The sequence below is a fragment of the Mesoterricola silvestris genome (assembly GCF_030295405.1).
GTDB classification, from domain to species: domain Bacteria; phylum Acidobacteriota; class Holophagae; order Holophagales; family Holophagaceae; genus Mesoterricola; species Mesoterricola silvestris.
In genome coordinates this window covers 3909324-3923215 of sequence record NZ_AP027080.1, presented here as the reverse complement: position 1 = coordinate 3923215, position 13892 = coordinate 3909324, and the positions used below count along the sequence as shown (strand labels likewise).

Sequence of the window (13892 nt, the reverse complement as noted above, 5' to 3'; positions counted from 1 at the left end):
AAGCCCCCGGCAGCCCGGGGGCTTTCGTTTCCCGGGGCTCAGGCCTCCGCCGGCGTCGCCCCGGCGAAGAGGCTGGGGTTCAGCGCGATGGACAGGATCGATCCCGCGATGATGAGCTGGTAGCCCTCCGGGGACAGGAGTCCGACGGACATGGCGAGGCTGGCGAGGATGAAGGAGAATTCGCCGATCTGGGCCAGGCCGGCGGAGACGACGAGGGCGGGGCGGTTGCCGAAGCGCATCAGGCGCATGAGGAGGAAGGCGGCCAAGGACTTGCCGCAGAGGATGATGCCCAGCACCGCCAGCACCTTGACGGGGTGGTGGAGGAGCACGGCGGGGTCGAAGAGCATGCCCACGGACACGAAGAACAGCACCGAGAAGGTGTCCTGGAGGGGCTGGATGTTGTTGAGGATGCGGTGGCTGATGGGCTGGCCGTTGACCAGGGCGCCGGCGAGGAAGGCGCCCAGGGCGAAGCTGACGTTGAAGAGGACGGACACCAGGAAGGCCAGGCCCACGGAGATGCCGACGATGGCCAGGTTGAAGAGTTCGCTGGAATTGTGGCGGAGCACTTCGTGGAGCAGCCAGCGCACGCCCCGGGTGCCGGCGAAGAGCATGAGGGTGGCCAGCAGGGTGATCTTCAGGAGGGCGGCCAGCACCAGCTTGCCCACGGTCACCAGGGAGGAACCGGCGCTTCCCTGGACGCCCTGCATGGCGGCGAGGGTGGGGAGCAGCAGGAGCACCACCACGCATACGATGTCCTCCACCAGCAGCCAGCCGATGGCGATGTGGCCCTGGGGGACCTTGGCGAGGCCCCGGGAATCCAGGGCCTTGAGCAGGACCACGGTGCTGGCGCAGGAGAGGCTGAGGCCGAAGACCAGGCCCGAGGCGAAGGGCCAGCCCCAGGCCGTGGCCAGCCAGGTCCCCAGGAGGGTGGCCACGAGGATCTGGAGCAGGGCGCCGGGCACGGCGATCTTCCAGACCTTGCGCAGGTCCTGCAGGGAGAAGTGCAGGCCGACGCCGAACATGAGGAGGATGACGCCCACCTCGGCCAGTTCGCCCGCGGCGGCGCTGTTGCCCACGAAGCCGGGGGTGTGGGGGCCCACGAGGATGCCGGCCAGCAGGTAGCCGACGATGCTGGGGATCTTGAGGCGGGCCAGGAGGAGGGCCAGGACGAAGGCGGCCAGGAGGCCCAGGGCGATGGTGGGTAGGATGGCGTGGGTCATGGCCTGGCTCCCAGGGGTTCGGCCGGCTGGTAGTTTACGTCGCCGGGGCCCGCCGCGGGGGCCTGCTGTTCGGCCCAGGCCCGGGTGAAGCCCTGGTGGAGGTTGGACCTGATGAGCCGGTGCAGTTCGGCCCGGTCCTCGGGGTCGCCGTCCTCGCCCAGGTCCTGGATGAAGCCGTCCGCGCAGCGGGTGGAGACCTGGTCCAGGATGGCCTCCCAGCGCTCCGCCACCCATTCCACCGGGAAGGCGGTCACGAAGCCCCGCACCGCGGCGCGGTAGGCCCGTTCCGCCCTGCGCCTCGGCCCCCGGGGGCCGTCCACCATGGCATGGAAGGAGCAGAAGCCCATCTGGGCTTCCACGAGCCCTTGCCAGGCCCGGGCCTCCGCCTCGGTCTCGTCCGGGGGGTCCCGGTCCAGGGGCTCGACGGGGGCGAGGCCCAGCCGGGCGGCCCGTTCCTGGGAGGGGGCCATGACCTCCAGGGCGGTGGCCGCCTGTTTTTCGTCCTGGAGGCGCCGGTAGAGGTGGACCAGGAAACCCCCGAAGGCGAGGGTCTGCCGGGTCCAGAGGTCCACCTGGCGCGTCAATTGCCCGGTTGAGCTGATCATGGGGCTGCACTTCCACCACGGCGGCCGCGCCGGGGATTCCGGCCGGCCGCGGCTTCGATTCCGGTCCGGGGCGCCCTCCCGCCGGGAAGGCTCCCGGACGTCCCTTTCCGCGATTCCGGGGCTACCCGCGGGCGGTGGGGGGGCCGCGCATTCCGCCCTGTTCAGGCTGCAGGCCCTTCAGGGGCCGGCCGGCTTCGCCGGGGCGCCCACCGGGCGCGCACCCCCAGGGGGCCGGCCAGGACGGGGCGGAGAAGGCCTGGGCGAGGCAGGGGTGATCCGGGCCGTCGCCGCCGGGGCCCATGAGCTTCGGGCCGGAGGGGGCTTCGGCCCTGCGGGTGGGGCGCGCCGCCCCTCCGGGCCGGGTGGCCTTGCCGAAGAGGTCGAAGCCGTGGACCAGGGCGGGGCGGGGCAGGCCCGCCGCGGCGCCCAGGACCCACCGCGGCGCCCCGCGGGCCAGGCCGGACAGCCCACAACTGGCGAAGATCGCCAGCGTTATGAAGAGCTGTTGGAGGAAGGCGGCCACGTTCCAGTGTAACCGGAAGGGGCTCCGCTTCGGCCCGGAGAGGCGGGCGGCCCGATGGTATGCTGGGCCCTTCGGGTGTCCCTGGAGATGAACGGATGATGGTGCCCCTTTCCCCGGGCGGGGTTTCGCCCAGGCGGCGCGCGTGGTTGGCCCGGGCCCGCCGGAGCGCCGCGCGTCTGGGCGAGCTGCGGAGCCGGGTGGAGCGGCTGGAGGCCGAACGGGACCGGCAGACCCTGGTGCTCCATATCAATCACCTGCTCCTGGAGCATCTGGATCCGGAGGGACTGTTCGTGGCCATCTCCTCGGCCCTGCAGGAGCGGGTCCACCACGATTTCATCGCCCTCACGGCCGTGAACGACGACCTCTCCCAGGAGCGGCTCCGGCTCCTGGATCTGCCCGCCATGCGGGGGCAGTACACCGTGGGCGAGGAGATTCCCGAATTCCTGCCGGTGGCCAGCAAGGCCCTGAACACGGGCAAGGTGGACATCCTGGGCCCGGACCGCATCGCCACCATCCAGCCGCCGGCCCTGGCGCGGCTCATGGAGCGGGAGGGCATCGCGGCCACCTGCCACCTGCCCCTGCTTTCGCGGCACCGGATCCTGGGTGTCCTGAGCTTCGGCAGCCGGAAGGAGGGCACCTTCACGGGGGAGCTGCTGATCCTCCTGGAGGAAGTGGCCCGGCTGGTGGCCGTGGCCCTGGACAACGCCCTCACCTTCCAGGGCATCCGCTCCAACCGGGACAAGCTGGAGGAGGAGAAGCAGTACCTGGAGGAGGAGGTGCGGGGGACCTTCGCCACCCGGGAGATCATCGGTTCCAGCCCCTCCCTGGCGCGGGTGCTGGACCAGATCGGCACCGTGGCGCCCTCGGACGCCACGGTGCTCCTGCTGGGGGAATCGGGCACGGGGAAGGAGCTCCTGGCCCGGGCCATCCACGAGGGCAGCAAGCGCCGGGAGCGGACCTTCGTGCGGCTCAACTGCTCGGCCATCCCCATGGGCCTGGTGGAGAGCGAGCTGTTCGGCCATGAGCGGGGGGCCTTCACCGGGGCCATCGCCCGGAAGGTGGGGCGCTTCGAACTGGCCCACCAGGGCACGCTCTTCCTGGACGAGATCGGGGACCTGCCCCTGGAGCTCCAGCCCAAGCTGCTGCGGGCGGTGCAGGAACGGGAATTCGAGCGGCTGGGCAGCAGCCGCACCCTTTCCGTGGACGTGCGGCTCATCGCGGCCACCCACCGGAACCTGGCCCGCATGGTGGAACAGGGCACCTTCCGGGAGGACCTCTTCTACCGCCTGAACGTCTTCCCCATCCAGGTGCCCCCCCTGCGGGAGCGCCGGGCGGACATCCCGACCCTGGTGAGCTACTTCACCCAGAAATTCGCCAAGGCCATGGACAAGCGCATCGAGCACATCCCCCCGGAGGCCATGGCCGTCCTGGTGGACTGGCCCTGGCCGGGCAATATCCGGGAGATGCAGAACCTCATCGAGCGCTCGGTGATCCTCAGCCCCGGCCCGGACCTGCGGATCCCCCTGGGGGAGATGGTCCAGGGCCGGGGCCCCCGGGCCGCCTCCCCGGAGGCGACCCTGGAGGAACTGGAGCGCCAGGGCATCCGGGAGGCGCTGGAGGCCTCGGGGTGGGTGGTGAGCGCCGCCGCGGACCGGCTGGGCCTCAAGCGGACCACCCTCCATTCCAAGATGCGCAAGCTGGGCCTCCACCGCCCCCGCTGAGGGCGCCGTGACGAAATGAGATCACCCTGGCTCCCCGTCGTCACCGTCCGGCGGCGCGCCAGCGGGAGCCTCAGCGCTAATTATTAAAATAGCTGGCGTTCGCGAACCCCGCGGAACTGGCACCCCCTGTGCCTTAAGGGTTCCGGGGAGGTTCTCCGTGCTGAGGATCCATATCGAGACCGATGCCGCGCGGGTGACCCTTCGTCTGGAAGGGAAGCTGATCGATCCCTGGAGCGCCGAACTGTTCCGGGTGTGGATGGACCTGCCCCGGCTCCCCAAGGCCGGCGGAGCCGTGACCATCGACCTGGCGGCCGTTTCCTTCGTGGACGCCCAGGGGCTGGCGACCCTGGGCGCGCTCCAGCGGCTCGGCTGCGTTCTCCAGGGCTCCGGCCCCTTCGTCACGGCCCTGCTCCAGGAGCTCCCCCATGTCCCCCAAGGCTGATTCCCCCCGTTTCCCAAGGAAGACCATGAACAGATACCTCATTCCCTGGACCGCGGTCCTCCTCGTGGCCTGCGGCCGCGGCAAGGATCCCAAGCCGGCCGACGCCCGGGTTCCCGTGGCCGTCGCCCAACCCACCCACACCCTGGAATTCGAGCAGGTGACCGTGAGCGGCACCCTCTCCTCCCCCGGCAACGCCTCCACGGTGGCCTTCCTGGTGCCGGGGCGCACCCTCCGTGTGATGCCCCGCGAAGGGGAGCCGGTGCGCAAGGGGCAGGTGCTGGCGGAACTGGACGCCGAGAACCTGCGCCATGCCCTGGAGGCGGCCCATGCCCAGACGGAGGCGGCCGCGGCCGGGGCCCGGCAGGCCGAGCAGGAGTTCGGGCGCATGAAGCAGCTCCACGATAGCCGGAGCCTGGCGCCCAACGACTTCGCCAAGTTCACGGCGGCCCGGGACGCGGCGGCCCAGCAGCTCAGGCAGGCCCAGGCCGGGGAGGCCGCGGCGCGCCGGAACCTGGACGACGCCCGGCTGGTGGCGCCCATTGGCGGCTACCTCTCCCGGCGCCTGGTGGAACCGGGGGTGATGGTGGCGCCGGGCCAGCCGGCCTTCGAGATCTCCCCCCTGGATCCGGTGGAAGTGAACGTGGGCGTGCCTGAAACCGATGTGCGCCTGGTGAAGGTGGGCCAGGCGGCCAGCGTGCGGGTGCCGGCCCTGCCGGGGCGGTTCTTCCAGGGGCGGGTGAAGGTGGTGAACGTTTCGGCGGACCCCGCCACCCGCACCTACATGACCCGCATCTCCGTGCCCAACCCCGGGAAGGAGCTCAAGCTGGGCATGGTGGCCGAGGTGGCCATCTCGGGCACCCGGAAGCTGGACATGCTCAGCCTGCCCATGGGGGCCATCGTGCGCGATGCCCAGGGGGCGACGCTGGTGTACCAGTTCTTCCCGGACCAAGGGCGCGTCTATTCCAAGCGGGTGGAGGCGGGCCAGGTGCTGGGCACCCGCATCCAGATCCGCTCGGGCCTCCTGGGCACCGAGCCCATCGTCGTGGCCGGGCAGAACGGCCTGCGGGACGGCATGGACGTGCGCCTCGCCCCCGAGGGGAAGTGACCATGACGCGCGTGATCAAGGCCTGCCTCCGCTACCCCACCCTCACGGTGATCCTGGCCGCCATGGCCGTGCTGGTGGGGATCCGTTCCCTCCTGGGCATGCCCCGCACCGAGGACCCCACCATCACCATCCGCACCGGGATCGTGGCCGCCGCCTATCCCGGCGCCACTTCCGAACAGGTGGAGAAGCAGGTCACCAAGACCCTGGAAGCCACCATCCTGAAGTTCCAGGAGGTGCGCAAGGAGAAGACCTACTCCACCAGCCGCCCCGGCCTCTGCATCATCAACGTGGAACTGGAGAAGGGCGTCAAGAACCCCGATCAGTTCTGGTCCAAGCTCCGCCACGAGATGCTCCTGGCCAAGGCGGCCTCCCTGCCGCCCCAGGTGATGGGCCCCGTGGTGGATTCGGACTTCGGCGATACGGTGGCCATGCTGGTTTCCGTTTCCGGCCAGCGCTACGGGTACCGGGAACTGAAGGACTACGCGGACCGGATCCAGGACGCCCTGCGCACGGTGCCCTCCGTGGGCAAGATCGCCCTGTACGGCAACCAGTCCGAACAGATCTGGATCACCAGCAACCTGGAGCGCATGAGCCAGTACTTCACCGATCCGCGCCGGGTCGCGGCGGCCCTGGCCCAGCGCAACGCGGTGCAGGGGGCGGGCAACCTGCGCACGGACCAGGAGCGGATTCCCATCCACACCCGGTCCCTGTTCAGCACGGAGGAGGAGATCGGCCGGGTGATGGTCGGCGCCTCGCCCACGGGCCAGCCCAGCTACATTGGGGATTTCGCCAAGGTGGAGCGCCGCTACCAGGACCCGGAATTCATGGTGCGCTACGACGGCAAGCCGGCCCTCATGCTTTCCGTTGAAATGCAGAAGGGCCACAACATCGTGGAAATGGGCGAACGGGTGTCGGAGGTGCTGGCGCGCATCAGGCCGCTCCTGCCGCCGGACCTGAAGCTGGACTACATCGCCAATCAGCCCCGGGTGGTGGAGCAGCGCATGGAGAGCATGGGCCACGAGTTCATCATCGCCATCGCCTGCGTGATCCTGGTGACGGTGCTCCTGCTCCCCTTCCGGGTGGCGGTCATCGCGGCCCTGGCCATCCCCACCACGATGCTCTCCACCATCGGCGTCATGAACGCCATCGGGCTCCAGCTCCACCAGGTGTCCATCGCGGCGCTCATCCTCGTGCTGGGCATCGTCGTGGACGACGCCATCGTCATCGCCGACAACTACGTGGAACTGCTGGACCACCAGGTGCCCAAGGCCGAGGCGGCCTGGCGTTCGGCCCAGGAGGTCCTGGTGCCGGTGCTCACCGCCACCCTGACCATCATCGCCTCTTTCCTGCCGCTGCTCATCATCACCGGGTCGGCGGGGGAATTCATCATGGCCCTGCCCATCACCGTGGCCGTAGCCCTTTCCGTCTCCTTCCTGGTGGCGGTGTTCCTCACGCCGCTCCTGTGCCGGACCTTCATCCACAAGGGCCTCCATGACCCCGCCGCCGCGGCGAAGAAGGAACGGCCCAGCGCCCTGGACCGGCTCCAGGGGGCCTACGGCAAGGCCATCGGAGTCTTCATGGGCCGGCCGGCCATGGCGGTGGCCCTGGGGGCGGCGGCCATCGCCCTGGGGGTGTTTCTCTTCCGGTTCATTCCCCAGCAGTTCTTCCCCAACGCCGAACGCAACCAGTTCGTCATCGATGTGTGGATGCCCCAGGGGGCGCGCTTCGAGGCCACGGACGCGGTCATGCGCCGCATCGAAGGGGAGCTCCTGGGCGACGGCCAGGTGGACCACGTGGCCAGCTTCGTGGGCCAGAGCTCGCCCCGCTTCTACTACAACGTGAACCCCCAGCAGCCGGATCCGGCCTACGGGCAGTTCATCGTCAACACCCGGGACGCCAAGGCCACCCCCGCCCTGGTGATGGCCCTGCGCTCCCGCCTGGCGGACCTGGCCCCGGAGGCCATGGTGCTGGTGCAGGAGCTCCAGCAGGGCGCGGTCATGGAGGCCCCCCTCGAGTACCGCATCAGCGGGGACGACCCCGCCCAGCTCAAGGTCATCGGCGAGCAGATCCAGGCCATCCTGCGGTCGGACCCGGGCTCCCGGTTCGTGCACACGGATTTCCGCAACGATTCGCCCCTGCTGGACGTGAACCTGAACACCAACCTGGCCGACCGGCTGGGGCTCACCCACGAGGAGACCTCGGGCTTCCTCCGGGGGGCCTTCGACGGCGTGCCCGTGAGCACCTTCTGGGAGGGGGACCGGGCCGTGAACATCCTGCTCCGCGCGGATCCCGAGCACCGGGGCTCCTTCGACGCGGTGGGCAACACCTACGTGAATTCCGGGGTGTCCGGAAGCAAGGCGCCCCTGCGGGCGGTGGCGGACCTGTCGCCCGCCTGGCAAACCAGCCGGATCGTTCGCCGCAACGGGGTTCCCACCCTGACGGTGCGCTGCCTGCCCGCGGCCGGGGTCTATGCCTCCGCCATCCTGGCGAAAACCCAGCCGAAGGTGGATGCCCTGCCCCTGTCCCCGGGCTACCGGGTGGAACGGGGCGGCGAAGTGGCCAACCAGGAGGAGACCCTCCCGGAGATGATCGTCGCGCTCGGCATCAGCCTCCTGGCCATCTTCCTCATCCTCATGATCCAGTTCCGCAACCTCACGGAGCCTTTGGTGGTCATGGCGTCCATCCCGCTGTCCCTCTTCGGGGTGGTGGCGGGGCTCCTGCTCACCCGCAACACCTTCGGCTTCACGGCCTTCATGGGCATGATCAGCCTGTGCGGCATCGTCGTGCGCAACGCCATCATCCTGGTGGACTACATCAAGGAGCGCCTGCGCCAGGGGGCCACCCTGGAGGATGCGGCAAAGCAGGCCGGTGAACGCCGGCTCCGGCCCATCTTCCTCACCACCATGGCCGCGGCCGTGGGGGTGACGCCCATGATCGTCTCCGGATCCAAGCTGTGGAGCCCCCTGGCCAGCGTGCTGGCGGTGGGTTTGGTCTTTTCCATGTTCTTCACCCTCCTGGTGGTGCCGGTGCTCTACGTGCTGCTGTTCCGCCGGCGGAAGGCCCCGGTGGCCGCCGGCCTCCTGGCGCTGCTGCTCCTGGGGGCGGGCAGCTCCCTGGGGGCCCAGACGGCCCCCCTCACCCTGGACCAGGCCGTGGCCGGGGCCCTGGACCGCAGCGCCGGCGTGCGCATCGCCCGGGCCCGGGTGAAGGAGTTCGAGGCCCGGCGGCGCGGGGCCCGGGCGGACTTCCTGCCCCAGGTGTCCCTGGAGGCCACCTATACCAGACTGAACGCGGAGAACCTGGTGAAGGTCCCCGCCGGCTCCCTGGGCGCCGTGCCGGGCCTGGGGCCCTTTCCCACCCAGGACATGACCCTGGGCCAGGGGAAGGACAGCATGAAGCTGGCCAACCTCACCGTGGGCCAGCCCCTCACCCAGCTCCTGAAGAGCCACCACGGCTACGAGGCCGCCTCGGCCGAGGAGCGCGCGGCCCGGGCCGAGCTGCGCCGCATGGAAGTGGAGATCGCCTTCAAGACCCGCCAGGTCTTCGTGGGCCTCCTCATCGCCCGGGCCCGGGTGGAGGCGGCCCTGGCCGGGGTGGCGGCGGCCGAGGCCGCCGACCAGGACGCCCGCACGTCGGTGGAGGCCGGCAACGCCCTCCCGGTGCTGCGCACCGGCAGCCGGGCCCTCCTGCTCCAGAGCCGCCAGCGGGAACTCACGGAGCGGGCCTCCATCCTGGACCTGGAATCCGAGCTCAACGACCTGATGGGGCGCCCCCTGGACGCGCCCGTGGAGCCCGCCCCCATCGCGGCCGGGGTCCGGGACCTGCCCGCGCGGGAGCTCCTCCTGGAGGAGGCCCTCAAGGGCAACCCCGATCTGGGCCGGGCCCAGGCCAAGGTGGACCAGGGGCGCAGCGGCGTGCGGGCCGGCCTGGCCGATTTCATCCCGGACGTGAGCGCCTTCGCGCGGCAGACCCACCAGGACGGCGCGCCCTTCCTGCGGAGCAACTACACGTCGTACGGGCTGGCCCTGTCCTGGTCCATCTTCGACGGGGGGCGCAAGGCCTACGTGGTGAGCCAGCGCCGGGCCCAGCTGACCCAGGCCGGGGAGGACCGGGACCGGCTGCGCCGGCGGATCGACGTGGACCTGGGCAAGGTCCTGCGCAAGATCGAGACCGCCAAGCTCCTGGCGGAGGCCGCGTCGGAGGCCCGGGAGCTCCAGGTGGAAAGGGCCCGCCTGGCCGCAAACCAGCGCAAGGCCGGGGTGATCTCCGCCGCCCGGGCCGCGGAAGCCGACGCGGCCGCCCGGGGCGCGGAGGCCGACCTCCTGGCTGCCAAGCTGGCGCTGGAACTGGATTATGCCGAACTGAACCAGCTGCTGGGCCGGTCATGAGCCGCCCCTCCGCCCCGGGCCGCGCCGCCCTGGCCCCGGGGGACCTCACCCGGTGGCACCTCCTGAAGGCCGCCATCGTCGTGTTCGCCGGCAATGCGTACGAAGGCGCCACCACCCGGAAGATCAGCCAGGAGGCGGGCGCCGGCATCGCGGCCATCTGGTTCCACTTCGGGGGGAAGGACGGGTTGTACCTGGAGGCGCTGCGGTTCTCGGGGCGCCTCGCGGCGCGCATGGCGGCGCGGGTGCCGGACCTTCCGGCGGAGGGCGATCCGGCTCCGGCGGCCAGGGAGGCCCTCCGGGCCCTGTGCGCCCTGGTGCCGGGGGCGGGGCTGCCGGGGCCGGCGGGGCCGCGGCTGGGGAAGGTGGTGGTGGCGCTGCTGGCCCGGGCCATGGCCAGCCCCCGGGAGGGCACCGAGGCGGCGGCCGCCGAGGCCATCCGCCCCCTGGTGCTCCGCCTCGAGGCCTGCGTCGCCGCCCTCCGCCCGGATCTGGACGAACCCGCCCGGGCCTGGATGGTGCTGGAAATCGAGAACCTGCTGCTGCTCCCCCTGCGGCGCCCGGGCCTGCTCGCCAGGGCCCCCGCGGGCTTCGACCCGGGCCTCCCGGCGCTCATCGCCCATGTGCTGGAATCCGGACGATGGCGAACCCAATCCGAACTCCCGCGCATGGCCCCGCCGGCGCCGATTCCGTAGGATGCCTTCACGGTCCCGGCGCCTCTGCCGGGTTTCCGGCCGGGAGGAGCTTGAAATGCGTGTTTTCGTGACGGGTGCGACGGGGTTCGTGGGTTCGGTGGTGGTGGAGGAGCTGCGCCGGGCGGGGCACGAGGTGCTGGGGCTCGCGCGGTCGAAGTCCGGCGCCGCGGGCCTGCGGGGGGCGGGGGTGCGGGTGCAGGCGGGGAGCCTGGAGGACCTGGAGAGCCTGCGCGCGGGCGCCCGCTGGGCGGACGGGGTGATCCACACGGCCTTCAACCATGATTTCTCGAAGTTCGCCGCGAACTGCGACCTGGACCGGCGGGCCATCGAGACCCTGGGGGAGGTGCTGGCGGGCTCGGCGCGTCCGCTGCTGGTGACCGGGGGGCTGGGCCTGCTGGTGCGGGGCCGGGCCGCCAACGAAGCGGACCCCGCGCCCGCCCCGGGGGAGGCCTATCCCCGGGCCTCGGAGGCCGCCGCCATGGCCCTGGCCGAGCGCGGGGTGCGGGCCTCCATCGTGCGGCTTCCCCCTTCCGTGCACGGCGCGGGGGACCACGGGTTCGTGCCCATGCTCATCCAACTGGCCCGGCGGAAGGGGGTCTCCGCCCACATCGGCGAGGGCCTGAACCGCTGGTCCGCGGTGCACCGCCTGGACGCGGCCCGGGTCTTCCGGCTGGCCCTGGAGCGGGCGGGTAGGGGGGAGCGCTTCCACGCCGTGGGCGACGAGGGGATCCCCTTCCGGGACCTGGCCCGCCGGATCGGCGAGGGCCTGAAGGTTCCCGTGGTGGCCAAGGAAGGGGATGAGGTGGCCGAGCACTTCGCCTGGTTCGCGGGTTTCGCGGCCATGGAAGGCGCCGCCACCGCCTTGGAAACCCGCCGGAATCTGGGCTGGAGCCCGGAGCAGCCCGGCCTCCTGGAGGACCTGGAGCCCGCGGGCTACTTCGCGGGCTGAGGCCCTTCCGTCCCGTTCAACCCCCGTTTTCGCCCGTTCACGGAAAAAAGGCGGGGCCGTCACGCGGCGGGTGGAAGCTGAAGGTGGATCCACGGGAGGTACCCATGTTCACGGCCATCGAAGCCTACCGGCGCCACGCCATTTCGGCCTACATTTCGGACGGATGCGAATCCATCCGGGTCGACCTCCGGATCCTCGAGGCCATCAACGACAATCCCGCCCGGGGCGCCTTCGACGTGGACGGGGCCGTGTTCCACCACCCCAACGGCCGGATCCGGCGCACCTTCGTGGGGGCCTCGGGAACCTCCCACCGCAGGACCCTGGAGGGGCTCCTGCACGGGCCCACGAACTGGTTCCACCACATGACCGCGCTGCCGGATTCCTACCGGGGCATGGTGGAGTGGATCGAAGCCTGCCCGGACCAGGGGTAGGCGCCGGTGGACCCCGCCGGCCGGGCCGGGTGTAGAGTGGTTCCAAACCACCAGGAGGTCCCATGGCCACGGGGAACGGGAGATTCGGAACGGCGCTGATGGCCGGCCTCGTGGCGGCCACCCTCGGCCTCCACGCCGAGGACCGGAAGAAGGAGGAGGGCAGGGAGAGGAAACAGGAGCCGGCGCGGCCCGCGCCCAAGGCGGAACCCAGGCCCGAGCCCCGGCAGGAGCGGCGCTCGGAGCCCCGCATGGAGCCCCGGCAGGAGCGGCGCCCGGAGCCCCGGCAGGAGCCCCGCCAGGAGCTTCGCCAGGAACGGCGCCCGGAGCCCCGCATGGAGCGCCGGGTCGAGCCCCGCCCCGAGCCCCGGAACGAGCGCCGGACGGAGACCCAGCCTGAGCCCCGCACCGAGCGCCGGATGGAGGCCCGCCCCGAATCCCGTCCGGACCGCCGGATCGAGCCGAGGCCCGATTCCAGGCCCTCCGGGGTCCGCCCCGCGGAGGTCCGTCCCGGACCCGCGGGCCGCGGCCCGGTGCATGAGGTGGTGCGCACCCGCGAAGGGGGCGAGATCCGGCGGACCCCCGCGGGGGCCATCCGGGAGGTGCGGACCCCCGGCGGCGCCGTGATCCGGCACTCCCCCAGCGGGGTGCGCCAGGTGGAGGTGGTCCGCCCCGGAGGCCGGGTGATCGTGGCCAATGCCACGGGGCGCGCGGGCTACATCCAGCGGCCCCTGGAAGTGCATGGCCATTCCTACGTGCAGCGCACCTACATCGTCAACGGGGTGCCCCACGCGGCGGTATACCGGCCCTGGTTCCACGGGGGGCGGGAGTACGTCGTGTACATGCCCCGCCACTACTACCGTCCGGCCTTCTACACCTGGTGCTACTCCCCGTGGTCCCGGCCCGTGGCCTACAGCTGGGGGTGGTCCTCCCGGCCGTGGTACGGGTACTACGGCGGCTATTTCACGCCCTACCCCGTGTACCGCAGCCCCGCCTTCTGGCTGGCGGACTTCATCATCGCGGCCTCCCTGGAATCGGCCTACATGGCCCAGAACGTCACGGTCTCCTCGCCCCCGGTGGTCTACGACACGTCCACGGGCCTGTCGCCGGAGGTGAAGGACGCCATCGCCGACGAGGTCCGGCGGCAGATGGACCAGGCCAAGGCCGCCCAGGACGCGGGGGACGGCTCGGCGCCGCCGCCGATCTTCACGGCCAGGGGGCCCCGCATCTTCGTGGTGGCCAGCGGGGTGATGGCCTACGCCGGGAACTCGGAGTGCTCCCTGGTGGAGGGGGACGTGCTCCAGCTCTCCCAGACTCCCGCCCCGGGCGACGAGTGGGCCGAGGTGCGCGTGCTCTCCACCCGCGGGGCCAGTTGCCCCCGGGGCAGCTACGTGTCGGTGCGCACCACGGACCTGCAGGAGATGCAGAACACCCTCCAGGCCTCCATGGAGCGGGGCCTGGCCAAGCTCCAGACGGACCAGGGCCGCAACGGCATCCCGGCCCTGCCGGCCTCGGCCCAGGGCACGGTGGACGCCCCCTACGCCCAGGAGGTCCGGCCCGACGCCGACGCCCAGGCCGAACTGGCCCGGGCCGTGGGCGAAGCCAACAGCTCGGAGCGCTCCCTCATCCAATCGGGCGGAGAGACGACCGCCTCCGGCACGACCATCTCCCTGGGCATGACCCCCGGGCAGGTGGAGGCGGCCCTGGGGCGGCCGAAGAACACGGTCGATCTGGGCGCCAAGAAGATCTATGTCTACCGTGATCTGAAGATAACATTCCTGAATGGCCGGGTGAGCGACGTCCAGTGATCCTCCGGGAC

General features: G+C 71.4%; 11 protein-coding genes. 8 read left to right on the top strand and 3 right to left on the bottom strand.

The window, feature by feature from the left end; all coding sequences use genetic code 11:
* Positions 1-38: 38 nt before the first annotated feature.
* From R2J76_RS16920 to R2J76_RS16910, 3 genes are all read right to left on the bottom strand, one after another.
* A complete protein-coding gene (locus R2J76_RS16920) occupies positions 39-1220 on the bottom strand; it encodes a cation:proton antiporter (RefSeq protein WP_316412820.1) in 1182 nt (393 codons plus the stop codon).
* Complete coding sequence (locus R2J76_RS16915; RefSeq protein WP_316412819.1) at positions 1217-1825, bottom strand: hypothetical protein; 609 nt, start codon at positions 1823-1825, stop codon at positions 1217-1219. Before R2J76_RS16915 ends, R2J76_RS16920 begins: the two co-directional genes overlap by 4 nt.
* Positions 1826-1946: 121 nt before the next feature.
* Entirely contained in the window at positions 1947-2348 is a 402-nt protein-coding gene (locus tag R2J76_RS16910) for a hypothetical protein (protein WP_316412818.1), read from the bottom strand.
* A 95-nt stretch (positions 2349-2443) separates the two neighbouring features.
* On the opposite strand from R2J76_RS16910, the gene R2J76_RS16905 reads away from it, so the two are divergent.
* The 8 genes from R2J76_RS16905 (at position 2444) to R2J76_RS16870 (ending at position 13881) form a co-directional block, all read left to right on the top strand.
* The gene (locus R2J76_RS16905) at positions 2444-4069 is read left to right on the top strand and encodes a sigma 54-interacting transcriptional regulator (RefSeq protein ID WP_316412817.1); all 1626 of its coding nucleotides are present in this window, start codon (positions 2444-2446) and stop codon (positions 4067-4069) included.
* 157 nt (positions 4070-4226) lie between these two features.
* The gene (locus R2J76_RS16900) at positions 4227-4511 is read left to right on the top strand and encodes an STAS domain-containing protein (RefSeq protein ID WP_316412816.1); all 285 of its coding nucleotides are present in this window, start codon (positions 4227-4229) and stop codon (positions 4509-4511) included.
* Between the two features lie 25 nt (positions 4512-4536).
* Positions 4537-5616: an efflux RND transporter periplasmic adaptor subunit gene (locus R2J76_RS16895; protein ID WP_316412814.1), complete on the top strand. Its 1080-nt coding sequence runs from the start codon at positions 4537-4539 to the stop codon at positions 5614-5616.
* Positions 5617-5618: 2 nt separating this feature from the next.
* Complete coding sequence (locus R2J76_RS16890; RefSeq protein ID WP_316412813.1) at positions 5619-10004, top strand: efflux RND transporter permease subunit; 4386 nt, start codon at positions 5619-5621, stop codon at positions 10002-10004.
* On the top strand, positions 10001-10696 hold the full coding sequence (locus tag R2J76_RS16885; protein ID WP_316412812.1) for a TetR family transcriptional regulator: 696 nt from the start codon (positions 10001-10003) through the stop codon (positions 10694-10696). Before R2J76_RS16890 ends, R2J76_RS16885 begins: the two co-directional genes overlap by 4 nt.
* A gap of 55 nt (positions 10697-10751) precedes the next feature.
* Complete coding sequence (locus R2J76_RS16880) at positions 10752-11645, top strand: SDR family oxidoreductase (RefSeq protein ID WP_316412811.1); 894 nt, start codon at positions 10752-10754, stop codon at positions 11643-11645.
* A gap of 104 nt (positions 11646-11749) precedes the next feature.
* A complete protein-coding gene (locus R2J76_RS16875) occupies positions 11750-12076 on the top strand; it encodes a hypothetical protein (protein ID WP_316412810.1) in 327 nt (108 codons plus the stop codon).
* Positions 12077-12138: 62 nt separating this feature from the next.
* Positions 12139-13881, top strand: a complete 1743-nt coding sequence (locus R2J76_RS16870) for a hypothetical protein (RefSeq protein WP_316412809.1) — start codon at positions 12139-12141, stop codon at positions 13879-13881.
* Positions 13882-13892 lie beyond the last annotated feature (11 nt).

Coding starts and splice junctions, on each gene's coding strand:
- R2J76_RS16920 (WP_316412820.1), bottom strand. CDS start 1,220: ATGACCCACGCCATCCTACCCACCATCGCCCTGGGCCTCCTGGCCGCC.
- R2J76_RS16915 (WP_316412819.1), bottom strand. CDS start 1,825: ATGATCAGCTCAACCGGGCAATTGACGCGCCAGGTGGACCTCTGGACC.
- R2J76_RS16905 (WP_316412817.1), top strand. CDS start 2,444: ATGATGGTGCCCCTTTCCCCGGGCGGGGTTTCGCCCAGGCGGCGCGCG.
- R2J76_RS16895 (WP_316412814.1), top strand. CDS start 4,537: ATGAACAGATACCTCATTCCCTGGACCGCGGTCCTCCTCGTGGCCTGC.
- R2J76_RS16890 (WP_316412813.1), top strand. CDS start 5,619: ATGACGCGCGTGATCAAGGCCTGCCTCCGCTACCCCACCCTCACGGTG.
- R2J76_RS16885 (WP_316412812.1), top strand. CDS start 10,001: ATGAGCCGCCCCTCCGCCCCGGGCCGCGCCGCCCTGGCCCCGGGGGAC.
- R2J76_RS16880 (WP_316412811.1), top strand. CDS start 10,752: ATGCGTGTTTTCGTGACGGGTGCGACGGGGTTCGTGGGTTCGGTGGTG.
- R2J76_RS16875 (WP_316412810.1), top strand. CDS start 11,750: ATGTTCACGGCCATCGAAGCCTACCGGCGCCACGCCATTTCGGCCTAC.
- R2J76_RS16870 (WP_316412809.1), top strand. CDS start 12,139: ATGGCCACGGGGAACGGGAGATTCGGAACGGCGCTGATGGCCGGCCTC.